We start from the raw sequence: 13723 nt of genomic DNA, 5'->3' as shown, positions 1-13723 counted from the left end.
TTGTCACGATAAATTAATTTTTAGGCCAGCTATAACGTGTATAGGCCAATTCTCTTTTATGAGCGTTTCTAACATAATGCTGTTCTATTTTGTCTTTTGCATCGCTTGCCACGGGTTTATTTTCTAAATAATCATCTATTTGATCATATGTTACGCCTAAAGCTTCTTCGTCAGGTAACTGTGGTTTATCATCTTCAAGATCTGCTGTCGGTATTTTATTATAAAGTTGTTGTGGCGCATTTAAATATTTTAATAATTGGCGGCCTTGACGTTTATTCAAACCAAAAAGTGGTGCAATGTCAGCTGCGCCGTCACCGTATTTAGTATAAAAACCTGTTACATTTTCTGCTGAATGGTCAGTTCCGACAACTATGCCTGATTGATTAGCAGCTATCGCAAATTGTACTTTCATACGCTCTCTAGCTTTTTCATTTCCTTTTTGGAAATCTGTCAGCGCAAAGCCCGCTTCTTTTAATGAATTAATACTTTGATCGACTGCTGGTTTAATATTAACCGTAACTATTTCATCAGGTTCAATAAATTCGAGTGCTTCTTCTACCTCGTCAGCATCTTTTTGTTGTCCGTATGGTAGTTTAACTGCAATAAATTTGCATTCTCTATTTTCATTTCTTAATTCAGTCACAGCAATTTGAAGTAATTTACCCATTAATGTTGAGTCCTGACCACCTGAAATTCCGAGTACTAAAGTTTTTATAAATGAATGTGATTGCACATAATTTTTTATAAATTGTAAAATATTTCTTATTTCCACTTCATTATCAATTTCTGGCTTGACTTGCATTTCCTTCACGATAATATCTTGTAAATTACTCATGTTCTTCCTCCATCTTTTTAACATGTTCTGCTACTTCAAAGATACGCTTATGTTTGTTTTCCCAGCAAGCTGTACTTAAATCGACTGGATATTCTTGTGGGTTTAAATAACGTTTATTTTCTTCCCAAAAGTGAGACAAGCTATCTTTTAAATATGCTTGAGCCGCTTGTTCATCTGGTAAATCATAGACCAATTTACCTTCTTTAAAAATATCGTGATGTAAGTCTTTTGCGATAAATGATTTTATAAATTTCATCTTGTAAGTATGCACAGGATGGAATAATTTTAATGGAGATTCTGCATTAGGATCCTCATCTTGTAAAGTGATGTAGTCGCCTTCCGCCTTTTGTGTTTTTTTATTAATTATGCGATAGACGTTTTTCTTACCTGGTGTCGTTACTTTTTCAGCGTTATTAGAAAGTTTAATTCTATCTGAATAATTGCCTTCTTCATCTTCTATAGCAACAAGTTTGTAAACTGCACCTAAAGCAGGTTGATCATATCCAGTAATTAACTTAGTGCCAACTCCCCATGAATCAACTCTTGCGCCTTGTGTTTTTAGACTTGAGATTGTCTGTTCATCTAAATCGTTTGAAACTATTATCTTAGCGTCTGTAAAACCTGCTTCATCTAACATAGCACGTGCTTCTTTTGATAAGTAAGCTATATCACCAGAATCTAAACGAATACCAATAAAATTAATTTTATCGCCTAATTCTTTAGCTACTTTTATAGCGTTTGGCACGCCTGATTTTAAAGTATGGAAAGTATCGACTAAAAAGACACAATCCTTATGACGCTCTGCATACTTTTTAAATGCTACGTACTCATCGCCATAAGCTTGTACCATAGCATGCGCATGTGTACCTGAAACTGGTATATTGAACAACTTACCTGCACGTACATTACTAGTGGAATTAAAACCACCTATATAAGCTGCTCTCGCTCCCCATAATGCTGCATCTGCTTCTTGCGCTCTACGCGTACCAAATTCCATTAATGTATCGTCATTAGCAACATGTCTAATACGACTTGCTTTAGTACTAATTAAAGTATGAAAGTTAACAATGTTCAGCAACATCGTTTCGATTAATTGTGCCTGAATTAGTGGTGCTTCTACTCTAATTAACGGTTCATTACCGAAGCATAGTTCTCCTTCTTGCATTGAACGTATATTGCCAGTAAATTTTAATGTTGCTAAGTAATTTAAGAAATCTTCTTTGTAACCAATTGATTTTAAATAATCAATATCTGCTTGTGAAAATTGAAAAGAATTAATATAGTCAATTACACGTTTCAAGCCATTAAATACTGCATATCCACTATTAAATGGCATATTTCTAAAATATAAATCAAAGACAGCTAATCTTTCATGTATCCCATCATTCCAATATGTTTCTGCCATATTTATTTGATATAAATCACTATGTAATGTAAACGTGTCATCTTTATATTGGTACACGGTAATCTCTCCAATCGACCTTTTCCCCCATTTTATCATAAATAAGGTCATTAAAGCACCTTAAATAGCGAGGTAAAATATACGCTTTAAATTACATGATTTACGACAAATTAGTGACTTTTGATTTTATTATTATTTATCCTTTCAAACATGATTTATAATATATTTGAGGTGTGAATATGTTAAACGAAGCGAAAAATTTTATCCAAACAATGTACACTGAATTAAATTATAAACCTGAAGTTATTACACAAAGATTAATAGAAGTTGAAAACGAAATTAATCAAACTGGTACTTATTACCATACGCAACAAGAACTTGAATACGGTGCAAAGATGGCATGGCGTAATTCAAATCGTTGTATAGGTAGATTTTATTGGCAATCTTTAACAGTTAAAGATGCGCGTGAAATAGATCGAGAACAGGACTTTATCAATACAATTGAAAATCATATTGTCCAAGCTACAAATAACGGCAAAATCAAGCCGTACATTACAATATTTCATCCAGAACATCCACCAAGAATATATAATAATCAATTAATTCGTTATGCAGGTTATACTGATTGTGGAGATCCCGCTGAAAAAGAAGTGACTCGTTTAGCAGAACATTTAGGATGGACAAGCCAACATACACAATTTGATGTATTGCCATTAATTTATAAATTACCAAATGGTGTAATGAGCTATCACGACTATCCAAAAGAAATTATTAAAGAAATAACGATTGAACATGAGCAATTCCCAAAATTAAAACAATTGGGCTTAAAATGGTATGCGGTACCAATCATTTCAAATATGGAATTAAAGATTGGTGGTATTACTTACCCTACTGCTCCATTTAACGGTTGGTACATGGTCAATGAAATAGCCGTTCGCAATTTCACAGACGTTTATCGTTATAATTTATTGGAAACTGTTGCACACGCTTTTGAATTTGATACACTTAAAAATAATTCATTTAATAAAGACCGTGCTTTAGTGGAATTGAATTATGCAGTCTATCATTCATTTAAACAAGCAGGGGTTTCTATCGTTGATCATTTAACCGCTTCAAGACAATTTGAAGTTTTCGAAAAAAATGAAGCGAAACGTCAAAGAGAAGTGACAGGAAAATGGTCATGGTTAGTTCCTTCATTATCTCCTACACTTGTTTCAAATTATCACCATGGTTATTCAAATATTATGAAAGATCCAAATTTCCATTATAAAAAAGCACAATCATCCGGTTGTCCTTTTCATTAACACTATTTCATTGAACTTGAGGAGTAAAAATATGAATTTATATTATTTAGGGCCTAAAGGAACTTTTTCCTATTTAGCAGCACAACAATATCAAACTGAAGAAGCAGCAACATATATTCCAAAATCTAATTTATACGAAGTCGTTAGTGCGGTATCAAAAGATAATAATGCCGTTGCCGTCGTTCCAATCGAAAACTCAATTGAAGGTACGATAAACATAGTAGCCGATGGATTAACGCAAGAAAATATTTATGCTAAAGGTGAAATTCATCTAGACATACAATTTGCACTTTACGGTAGCGACAATGCAGATGTATCTAGTATCGAAAAAGTTTATTCCATCGCTCCCGCTATTAGTCAGACGAGCAATTATATACAACAGCACAACTTTGATTATGATTATGTCGATAGTACCATCAAAAGTTTAGAGCATATTGAACCTGGCGTCGGCGCTATTGCACCGCTTGGTAGTGGAGAAGCTTATGGATATGCTCCGATCGAAAAAAACATTCAAGATTATCCACATAATGTCACGCGTTTTTTAGTTGTTAGTAATGAACCGCAACATATCGACGATGCTTCTGACACTATGTTATTGATTACGCCTGAATATGATAAGCCTGGATTATTAGCTAGTATATTAAACACTTTCGCACTGTTTAATATCAACTTATCTTGGATTGAATCACGTCCGCTTAAGACACAATTAGGTATGTATCACTTTTTTGTTCAGGCAGATGTGCCTAGAGGTGCTAATTTAGATAAAGTCGTAACTATATTAAGTACATTAGATTTCCAAGTGAAAATCATTGGTTCTTTCAATAAAATCAACTAAACTGAATCTCAAAATACAACCTTAAATAAATTGCAGTGTTTACACATGTAAATTTAAAAGTTTAAAAAACATTTAGTAACTTTGCATTTTTCACCATTACGATGTTATAATGTGATTAACAAGGAATCCAATATGGATGCACCAATCCCCTCACTACCGCAAATAGTGAGGGGATTTTTTGGTGTGGCTATTTGTCGCCTATTTGTCATTGCGATTACGCAGCCAATGCGCAAATAACGCAATAATACAACCATTGATGACTAAAGTCATATTGTGAACAAGGAAATCCAACATGAACAACACCTCCTCCCTACGTCATATTGACGCCTGAGAGATAGGCGACTACATCATTATATCATCTGTAACATCACAGGTATATTTTAATAAAAAACGTATAAGAAATAGTTGTTTATGACATACGCTATCGTTATTCGAAGTTAAAATAGTTAAGCTACCTATCTTTTTTGAATATAAGGAATAAGTAGCTTAGAAAAAGTCTTATTTAATTACTCATTAAGTGAGTTTTTGCAAATTAGCGGCCCTTATGTTTGTAAACTAACTAATATTAATTGTTTTCAATGCACGCTCATCTATATCTTGCATAATAAACTGCTCTATATCTTCTGCATGAATTGTTTGTGACACATCAGAAAAGTTATTTTGTACTATCGTCACATGCTTATGTTTCACGTCATTATAATTTCTTACATGTACGGCATCATATTTCATTTTGCCCTTGAATTCATTGTTATAAATATTTAAGTTTTCTCCTGCTTGAGAAGGCTGCTCTATATCATCAAGATCTTTAGCATTTTTACCGTCTTTTATACCTAAATATCGTATGCCACCTTGGCAATGTTCAAATAAATTATGATGAATATAAGTATTTTTACATTTTAAAGGAGTTAAAGCATAGTACTGTAAATCTTCAAAAATATTATGTCGGATATGTACATTTTCATAATATTGATTATAACGACTAGCATGTGAACCAATCGCCCTATTCCATGGTTGCATGCCTTCAGTGGTAGAATTGCCAAAATAACATCGCTCAATAATAACATTTTTGGTTATAGTTCCATCCGTTGCGCCAAATTTAGGAAACGCACCTTTAACTTGAATATCTAATTGAATCGCTTCAGAAAAACTTCTGTCTCCCTTTACGTCGTTGAATCCTACAAAGCGACAACCGCTGATATGCAATCCATTAACACCACAGGCATCTAAGGCATGGCCACCAACAACATCTTTAACCGTGACATCAGTAATGGTAATTTCTCGAGCATGTCCGATACACATCGCAGTATTATTAACAGGTTTTAACTTACCATTCATATCTAACGTACCACCTGTTATCGTTATGTAACTGTTGCCATTATATCCATAGTAACGATGAGGTCTTTTACCATTTTTTATTAACGCATCTTTGCCTTGGCGTTTTAATACTGTGTTATTTTCAAGTTTTAATGTCGTACCTGCATAAATAACTAACGCTTTTTTTATATAATATTCACCATTAGGTACATTTATAGTAGTACCGAAATGCTTTTTAGCAAAATTGAGTGCTTTTTGTAAGGCAGTCGTATCTTTTTTAGCATTTTGTCCAGTTAATCCAAATTCGCGCGCGTCAATTTCCAATCCAAGCACCTCCCTATTTTATCTTCCCAATTAACATTTCCTATTTTAACCGAAATAAACTCGATTATTATTACTTTATGGGTTATGCTACTAACTATATTATTGTAAAACATTTTTAAATAATGAGGTGTAAATATTATTATGGCAAACAAGGCATTAATAGTAGTAGATTATTCAAATGATTTTGTAGCTGACAATGGTAATTTAACTTGCGGTAAACCAGCACAAAGATTAGAACCTTATATCGTTTCTAAAATTGAAGAATATAATAATCACAAGCAACCCATTTTCTTTATGATGGATTTACATTTCGAGGATAATCATCAACATCCGGAAAGTAAGTTGTTCCCTCCACACAATATTATCGGTACACCCGGTCGAGAACTGTATGGCAAAGTAAATGACATTTATCAAAAAATTCAATTTAGCGATCATGTACATTTTCTAGACAAGACACGTTATGACTCTTTTTGTGGCACGGCTTTAGATTTAATGTTACGCGAACGTCATATCGACGGTATTGAAATTGTGGGTGTTTGTACCGATATTTGTGTATTACATACTGCGATAACCGCATATAATTTAGGCTATAATTTATTTATTTCATCGCAAGGCGTAGCCTCTTTCAATCAAACAGGTCATACGTGGGCATTAGAACATTTTAAAAATTCCTTAGGTGCTTATGTAGAATATCAGTCTTAAATCGTGCTAAAATGATAGAAACTAATTTTTTTAAGGAGAATTGATTTATGGCTAAAACTTATATTTTCGGACACAAAAATCCAGATACTGATGCTATTTCATCAGCTATTATTATGTCAGATTTTGAAGCTCAAACAGGCAACAACGAAGCTCAAGCATTTCGTTTAGGTGAAGTTGGACCAGAAACTCAATACGCTTTAGATTATTTCAAAGTTGAGGCACCTGAGTTACTTAATGATAACTTAGCAGATCAAAACGTTATTCTTGTTGACCATAACGAGTTCCAACAAAGTGCTGATACTATTACGGACGCAACAATCCAACACGTTATCGATCACCACAGAATTGCTAATTTCGAAACTGCTGCTCCATTATACTATCGTGCTGAACCAGTTGGTTGTACAGCAACGATTTTATATAAAATGTATCAAGAACGTGGCTTTGAAATTAAACCAGAGATTGCTGGATTAATGATTTCTGCAATTATTTCTGACAGTTTATTATTCAAATCTCCAACTTGTACTGAAGAAGATGTAGCTGCTGCAGAAGCTTTAAAATCTATCGCTAACATTGATTTAGAATCATATGGCTTAGAAATGCTAAAAGCAGGTGCTTCAACGGTAGATAAAAGTGCCGAAGAATTATTATCGTTAGATGCCAAATCATTTAATATGGGTAGCCATGTTACTCGTATTGGTCAAGTAAATACTGTTGATATTGACGAAGTATTCGACAGACATGATGAGCTAGAAACTGCAATGTTAGCAGCAAATAATGAAGAAAATTATGATTTATTTGTACTTTTAGTTACTGACATTATTAATAGTGACTCTAAAATTTTAGTTATCGGTGACGATAAAGATAAAGTTGGAGAAGCATTTAATGTTACACTTGAAAATGGTACAGCCTTTTTACCAGGTGTCGTTTCAAGAAAAAAACAAGTCGTACCACAAATTACTGACGTATTAAGCTAATCAAGTTGATATTTGTTTATACTTTTGATGATAACTGGGACATTGTAATGTCCCAGTTTTTATAAATTTATACGTGCTATTTTATTTTCATACGGGAGGAATAACTTTGAACTCGGTCGAACAAACTTTTGAGCAAAGTAGACAATATTTTAAAACGCATGCGACGAAAGATGTTAAGTTTCGTAAACAACAATTAAAAAACTTGAGTAAAAGTATAAAAAATTACGAAACAGAGTTATTAGAAGCTTTCAATGCTGATTTAGGCAAAAACAAAGTTGAGGCTTTTGCTACTGAAATTGGTTTCGTTTTGAAAAGTATTAAGTTAGCACGCAAAGAACTTAAAAATTGGACTAAACGCAAACAAGTTAATACACCTTTATTTATGTTTCCAGCTAAAAGTTACATAATGAAAGAACCATACGGTACCGTATTAATTATTGGACCTTTCAACTACCCGCTTCAATTGGTTATTGAACCTTTAATAGGTGCAATTGCTGCAGGTAATACAGCCGTTATTAAACCGTCTGAATTCACACCACATGTCACTAAAGTGTTACGTAAAATTATTGAAGATGTGTTTAATCCAGAATACGTAGCTGTAATTGAAGGTGAAGCAGAAACGACGCAGCAACTTACAGCATTACCTTTTGATTATATTTTCTTTACTGGTAGTGAAAATGTTGGCCGTTCTGTTTATCAAGCTGCCAGTAATAATTTAACACCAGTAACATTAGAATTAGGTGGTAAATCCCCTGTCATTATAGATGAATCTGCTAATATAAAGGTTACGAGTGAACGTATTTGTTTTGGTAAATTCACCAATGCTGGCCAAACTTGCATAGCACCCGATTACTTATTAGTAAAAAAATCGATTAAAAACGATTTGATCAATGCGCTTAAATCAACAATTTCTGAATTTTATGGTACAGACGTTCAACAATCTGAAGATTTTGGTCGTATCGTTAATGAGCGACATTTTTCAAGACTTACTGAGTTGTTAACGGAACAACAGCAGAATATCGTTTTTGGTGGTACGACAAATAAAGATACTTTATATATTGCACCAACAATTATAGACAATGTGGACGTTGACGCTAAAATAATGCAAGAAGAGATTTTCGGTCCACTATTACCAATTGTTACTTATGAAGATTTTGATGACGCATTAGCATTAATTCAATCCAAACCTAAACCACTAAGCTTATATTTATTTAGCGAAGATGAAAATGCTACAGAACGTGTTTTAAACGAACTATCATTCGGCGGTGGTGCTATTAACGATACATTGATGCACATTGCTAATCCAAATTTACCATTTGGTGGCGTAGGCAATTCTGGTATTGGCCAGTATCATGGCAAATATAGTTTCGATACGTTTAGTCACGATAAGTCTTACATTTTCAAAACGACACGTTTAGAATCTAGCGTTATTTTCCCTCCTTATAAAGGTAAATTTAAATATATTAAAACGTTCTTTAATAAATAATAACTACTAAAAAAGAGCATCTCATAATGAGTTGCTCTTTTTTATGTGATGGTTAGTTCGACTATCCAACTATTTATTGTAAAAATTTAACACATACACCTTCTGCCGCTTCGGCATGGTTGTCGACTTGTGTTAATTCACCAGTATTTTTATCTCTACTAAATACTGTTAACGCATAGTCGCCTTCTTGGTGTGCACAAACAAGAAAGTCGTCTGAATTTGTTATATTAAAGTCACGTGGGAATTCTCCACCACTGTGCGTAAAATTAACTAACTCAAGAGATGAGCCATCATTGGATACTTTAAATATTGCGATACTGTCATGCCCTCTATTACTTATATATAAAAACTGTTGATCTTGAGAAAGTCTGACCCCAGCTAGTTTTGTATCACCTGTAAAATCTTCAGGTATTGTGCTATGTCTTTCGACTTCTTTAAATTTACCATCTTGATAACTAACGACACTGACAATATTTGATAATTCATGTACGACATAAGCATAATTATTATTATCGTTAAATGTGATGTGACGTGGGCCATCTGCCGGTTCAAATTGAGTCACAGCATATTCAGTTAGGCCTTGTTCACCGTATTGATAAGTAACTACTCTATCAGTTCCTAGATCCATAGCCACTACATAATTATCAGGCGTCGTATCTAATAAATGTACATGTGGATGCTCTTGTCTCTCATTAGGTCCCACAGGGTAAGTGTGTTGTAATTCTTGTATTAGTTTGACTACTTTTCCTGTCGTCGTGTCTAATTCATATATACGCGCTAATCCTGCACCGTAAACAGATTCAAATAAAAATTGTCCGTTTGGAGAAACTGACACATAACAACCTGTTCCAGCAGTAGATTCAAGACATTTATTTATTAAAGTTAGCTGACCGTTATCACCGATTTTGAAACTTGCGATGCCGCAATCGTCTCCTTCTCGAGTAATGGCATATAAATATGAGTTATATTGAGTTAGGTATGTAGAAGCTTCAACTTCGTATCCAGTTTCTATTGTAGCGATTTTACCTGACGCTTCATCTAACTCAAAACGGTAAATGCCTTTTCCTTCTTTTTTAGTATATGAACCAACATAACCTATTGTTGTCATGAAAACCCCTCCATTATTGATATAACTTCATTTTATTAAAGTTAGCAGAGAATAACAATTAATTAAATTTCATCCTTATCTATTTAACTATACACTGTTAGCGCAAGCATTGCCTCTTACTGACAAATAGACAAATTGATGTTCCGATGTTAATCTATGTAAGTTAAATCGCATCGTTATTTTTCATAATTTACATTAAAAAAATTCATCGGTGCAATGTACTGTTAAAACCACGAAATCGGGTGAATCTAATCATGACATTTTTGGCAATCATCATTTTTGTCTTAACTTTGGTCTTAGTCATTTGGCAACCTAAAGGGCTAGATATAGGCATTAGCGCTGTTATTGGCGCTTGCCTTGCTCTACTAACTGGTGTTGTTAATTTTGCAGATGTTATTGAAGTAACGCAAATCGTGTGGAATGCTACATTAACCTTTGTTGCGCTTATTTTAATTTCTTTAATTTTAGATGCTGTTGGTTTTTTTGAATGGTCAGCTGTCTATATGGTTAAAGCATCGCGTGGCAATGGTATTAAAATGTTTATTTATATTATGTTACTTGGTGCAATTGTAGCGGCTTTTTTTGCTAATGATGGTGCTGCACTTATTTTAACACCAATTGTTTTAGCTATCGTACGTACATTAGGTTTTAATAAAAAAGTAATCTTTCCATTTGTTATTGCTAGTGGGTTTATTGCAGATGCCACGTCATTACCTTTTACGATTAGTAACTTAGTTAATATCGTGTCTGCTGATTATTTTAATATTTCTTTCATGAAATATTTTAGTCGCATGATATTACCTGATCTATGTGCGCTGTTAGCGAGTATAGTTATTTTATGGCTTTACTTTAAACGTTCGATACCGCTTCAATTCGAAGCACAACAAGTTGAAAGCCCTCACGCTGCTATTAAAGATAATCGCTTGTTTAAAATTTCTTGGATAGTATTGGCATTTTTACTTGCAGGTTATTTAATTAGTGAGTTTGCGCACATACCTGTATCATTTATTGCACTGTTTGTAGCTTTTATTTTCATATTATTAGCTCGTAAATCACAGGCGGTACAAACTAAAAAAATACTTAAAGAAGCACCATGGAATATCGTTATTTTCTCTATCGGTATGTACCTTGTCGTTTTTGGTTTGAAAAATGTAGGCATCACTCACCTACTAGGCAATGTATTAACATTTATTTCTAATCATAATTTAATTTTAAGTATTATAGGCACTGGTTTCATTTCTGCATTTTTATCATCCATCATGAATAACCTACCAACTGTATTAATAGATGCACTTGCCATTAATCAAGCAGACGTTACGAGTATGGTGAAAGAAGGCATGATTTACGCCAATGTTATAGGATCAGATTTAGGTCCTAAAATAACACCTATTGGCTCCTTAGCTACATTGCTATGGTTACATGTCCTTACTAATAAAGGTATCAAAATATCATGGGGGACTTATTTTAAAACTGGAATCGTCATTACGTTACCTGTGTTATTCATTACTTTATTAGGCTTATACTTAACACTTATACTCTTTTAAACAATATATCTTTCAGGTCGAGTCATATTTAGATGACTTGACCTTATTTATATATGTTTGAATTTTAATTTATTGCTACGTCAAACGTTGCTTAAATATTTCTTTTACTATTTTCGAAAAGCACTTGCACTTACGCGAACATTTGTTCTATTATTGTAGTGAGGTGATTCGATGATTCCAGATAAATATAAACAAGAAACCGATTATAGAAAGATCCCGAGAGAATATCTATCTAAAAATATTCCTATGGGTAGAGGTATGGTGAAGTGGGCACCTTTTGCCACGTTGCCCGAACAGTTCGAAACAATTCAAAACTATATCATTGATCAAAATAAAATTGACCGACCTATTTTATCGGACGATCAATTAAATGACTTAAACATTCATTTGCACCAGTCTTTGCACAACAATCGCCCAGTGCAACTTGAGTACTATCAAGAAGGTTGGCTCAAATCATTATCATTGACGATAAAGCATATCGATATGATAAATATGTATCTTACTGGCGTAACATATAATGACGGTGAAGACATTAAAGTTTCACTCTTAGACGTTACGAAGATACAACAACTTTAGTGTTAATAAATAACATATTGAATAATTTATTTAACTATACTAAACTTAATCAAATATCTATAACAATTTTAGCACTTGATAAAGGAGGAATAGTATGGAAAATTGGCTCAGTTTTATTGCCATTGCATTGATGATTATTATGATACCGGGACCCGACTTTTTCATCGTAGTTAATAATACGATGTCTGGCACTACTAAAAACGGTATTATCGCAGGTTTAGGTATTTGTAGCGCTCACGTACTATATTCTTCCTTAGCAGCATTAGGCCTTATTTTTATCCTAACTAGTTCGTACTATGTTTTTATCGTAATTAAGATTTTCGGTGCCTTATATATCGCTTATTTAGGTATCAAAGCAATAATTAACGCGCGTAAAAATGTGCCGATACATACAGAGATTCATAGTAAGCAAACGATTAATTTCACTACATCTTATAAACAAGGCTTTATGAGCACTATGTTAAATCCAAAAGCAATACTGTTTTATATTAGTATCCTTCCACAATTCGTCACAAACCATCATACAAGTTTACAAATCATTTACTTATCTAGTCTATTTATTGCAATTGTATTCGTGTGGTTTTTCATCTGTAGTTATGTTTTTGATTATATCAAAGCCTTATTTAATAGTCCGAAAATTAAAGCGGCATTTGACTATGTCGTAGGCATTTCATTGATTACATTAGCAGTAAGTATTTTAAAGATTGAACAATAACAACGCTGAATTAGTAAATTTATACAAAAAAAATAGAACACATCATGTGTTCTATTTTTATAATTAATTATTAGCTTCAATATCTGAAACAATTTCTTTTGTTTTACTTTCAATATCTTCAAAGTCTTTTTTGAAAATATAAGCAAATACTACTGCACCAACACCAGCTAAAAGTGATACAGTTAAGATTGTACCTAGTACAAATTTAATTAAACCTTTAATAAAATTCAACATTCTGATTCACCTCAATAATTTATTAACATCACTATCACTAATGATAGCATACTTAAAAGCATCAATAAAAGTATACCCATTATTTAGAATATATATTCTAGTAAAAAAACATAATCTTCTATGATATGCTTAAACTATTAAAAGTATATTTCTGTTGAAGGTACAATATTGGATACTTTATTTAGCATTTACATAATATCATAAATTAAAAAATAGCGATATTATTATTAGTTAGAGCCATAACAAAAAACGACTACTAAACAAGTAGCCGTTTGTTTTAAATATTTTTAGTTGTTCCACCAGATTGCAACTGCTGATTTAACTGCATCATAATAATCTCTCATAATATCACCTCAAAGAGTTAATAAAT

General features: G+C 33.0%; 14 protein-coding genes. 8 read left to right on the top strand and 6 right to left on the bottom strand.

What is annotated here, in order from left to right; translation table 11 throughout:
- Positions 1–13: 13 nt before the first annotated feature.
- Entirely contained in the window at positions 14–835 is an 822-nt protein-coding gene (nadE, locus tag C7J89_RS05935) for an NAD(+) synthase (RefSeq protein WP_103295278.1), read from the bottom strand.
- Positions 828–2297 (bottom strand): nicotinate phosphoribosyltransferase, encoded by a 1470-nt coding sequence (locus C7J89_RS05930; protein WP_103295279.1) that lies wholly within the window; start codon positions 2295–2297, stop codon positions 828–830. Before C7J89_RS05930 ends, nadE begins: the two co-directional genes overlap by 8 nt.
- Positions 2298–2476: 179 nt before the next feature.
- On the opposite strand from C7J89_RS05930, the gene C7J89_RS05925 reads away from it, so the two are divergent.
- Positions 2477–3541: a nitric oxide synthase oxygenase gene (locus C7J89_RS05925; RefSeq protein WP_103295280.1), complete on the top strand. Its 1065-nt coding sequence runs from the start codon at positions 2477–2479 to the stop codon at positions 3539–3541.
- Positions 3542–3572: 31 nt separating this feature from the next.
- Positions 3573–4376 carry a prephenate dehydratase gene (locus tag C7J89_RS05920; protein ID WP_103295281.1) on the top strand — a complete coding sequence of 268 codons (804 nt, stop codon included), beginning with the start codon at positions 3573–3575 and terminating at the stop codon, positions 4374–4376.
- A 198-nt stretch (positions 4377–4574) separates the two neighbouring features.
- Here C7J89_RS05920 and C7J89_RS05915 read toward each other — a convergent pair whose 3' ends face one another.
- A complete protein-coding gene (locus C7J89_RS05915; protein ID WP_106884395.1) occupies positions 4575–4670 on the bottom strand; it encodes a type I toxin-antitoxin system Fst family toxin in 96 nt (31 codons plus the stop codon).
- A 261-nt stretch (positions 4671–4931) separates the two neighbouring features.
- Positions 4932–6014, bottom strand: a complete 1083-nt coding sequence (locus C7J89_RS05910; protein ID WP_103295282.1) for a glycosyl hydrolase family 28-related protein — start codon at positions 6012–6014, stop codon at positions 4932–4934.
- 141 nt (positions 6015–6155) lie between these two features.
- Between C7J89_RS05910 and C7J89_RS05905 the strand changes: the two genes are divergently transcribed.
- From C7J89_RS05905 to C7J89_RS05895, 3 genes are all read left to right on the top strand, one after another.
- Entirely contained in the window at positions 6156–6716 is a 561-nt protein-coding gene (locus C7J89_RS05905; protein ID WP_103295283.1) for a cysteine hydrolase family protein, read from the top strand.
- A 47-nt stretch (positions 6717–6763) separates the two neighbouring features.
- Positions 6764–7690, top strand: a complete 927-nt coding sequence (locus C7J89_RS05900; RefSeq protein WP_103295284.1) for a manganese-dependent inorganic pyrophosphatase — start codon at positions 6764–6766, stop codon at positions 7688–7690.
- Between the two features lie 106 nt (positions 7691–7796).
- Positions 7797–9176, top strand: coding sequence for an aldehyde dehydrogenase (locus C7J89_RS05895; RefSeq protein WP_103295285.1), 1380 nt, complete (start codon positions 7797–7799; stop codon positions 9174–9176).
- Between the two features lie 73 nt (positions 9177–9249).
- On the opposite strand, the gene pglS is transcribed toward C7J89_RS05895, so the two are convergent.
- A complete protein-coding gene (pglS, locus tag C7J89_RS05890) occupies positions 9250–10284 on the bottom strand; it encodes a 6-phosphogluconolactonase (RefSeq protein WP_103295286.1) in 1035 nt (344 codons plus the stop codon).
- 254 nt (positions 10285–10538) lie between these two features.
- On the opposite strand from pglS, the gene C7J89_RS05885 reads away from it, so the two are divergent.
- From C7J89_RS05885 to C7J89_RS05875, 3 genes are all read left to right on the top strand, one after another.
- Complete coding sequence (locus C7J89_RS05885) at positions 10539–11828, top strand: arsenic transporter (RefSeq protein ID WP_103295287.1); 1290 nt, start codon at positions 10539–10541, stop codon at positions 11826–11828.
- Between the two features lie 171 nt (positions 11829–11999).
- Positions 12000–12404: a YolD-like family protein gene (locus C7J89_RS05880; protein ID WP_061855604.1), complete on the top strand. Its 405-nt coding sequence runs from the start codon at positions 12000–12002 to the stop codon at positions 12402–12404.
- Positions 12405–12498: 94 nt separating this feature from the next.
- Complete coding sequence (locus tag C7J89_RS05875) at positions 12499–13119, top strand: LysE family translocator (RefSeq protein WP_103295288.1); 621 nt, start codon at positions 12499–12501, stop codon at positions 13117–13119.
- A 63-nt stretch (positions 13120–13182) separates the two neighbouring features.
- On the opposite strand, the gene C7J89_RS05870 is transcribed toward C7J89_RS05875, so the two are convergent.
- Positions 13183–13353 (bottom strand): hypothetical protein, encoded by a 171-nt coding sequence (locus C7J89_RS05870; RefSeq protein WP_103295289.1) that lies wholly within the window; start codon positions 13351–13353, stop codon positions 13183–13185.
- Between the last annotated feature and the right edge of the window lie 370 nt (positions 13354–13723).

The organism is Staphylococcus kloosii, assembly GCF_003019255.1.
GTDB classification, from domain to species: Bacteria; Bacillota; Bacilli; order Staphylococcales; family Staphylococcaceae; genus Staphylococcus; species Staphylococcus kloosii.
This window is presented reverse-complemented; position numbering and strand designations above follow the sequence as displayed.

Excerpts from the sequence above, each read along its gene's own strand:
- C7J89_RS05870 (WP_103295289.1), bottom strand. The coding sequence starts at position 13,353 with ATGTTGAATTTTATTAAAGGTTTAATTAAATTTGTACTAGGTACAATC.
- nadE (WP_103295278.1), bottom strand. The coding sequence starts at position 835 with ATGAGTAATTTACAAGATATTATCGTGAAGGAAATGCAAGTCAAGCCA.
- pglS (WP_103295286.1), bottom strand. The coding sequence starts at position 10,284 with ATGACAACAATAGGTTATGTTGGTTCATATACTAAAAAAGAAGGAAAA.
- C7J89_RS05925 (WP_103295280.1), top strand. The coding sequence starts at position 2,477 with ATGTTAAACGAAGCGAAAAATTTTATCCAAACAATGTACACTGAATTA.
- C7J89_RS05875 (WP_103295288.1), top strand. The coding sequence starts at position 12,499 with ATGGAAAATTGGCTCAGTTTTATTGCCATTGCATTGATGATTATTATG.
- C7J89_RS05885 (WP_103295287.1), top strand. The coding sequence starts at position 10,539 with ATGACATTTTTGGCAATCATCATTTTTGTCTTAACTTTGGTCTTAGTC.
- C7J89_RS05905 (WP_103295283.1), top strand. The coding sequence starts at position 6,156 with ATGGCAAACAAGGCATTAATAGTAGTAGATTATTCAAATGATTTTGTA.
- C7J89_RS05880 (WP_061855604.1), top strand. The coding sequence starts at position 12,000 with ATGATTCCAGATAAATATAAACAAGAAACCGATTATAGAAAGATCCCG.
- C7J89_RS05920 (WP_103295281.1), top strand. The coding sequence starts at position 3,573 with ATGAATTTATATTATTTAGGGCCTAAAGGAACTTTTTCCTATTTAGCA.
- C7J89_RS05900 (WP_103295284.1), top strand. The coding sequence starts at position 6,764 with ATGGCTAAAACTTATATTTTCGGACACAAAAATCCAGATACTGATGCT.
- C7J89_RS05915 (WP_106884395.1), bottom strand. The coding sequence starts at position 4,670 with ATGTTGGATTTCCTTGTTCACAATATGACTTTAGTCATCAATGGTTGT.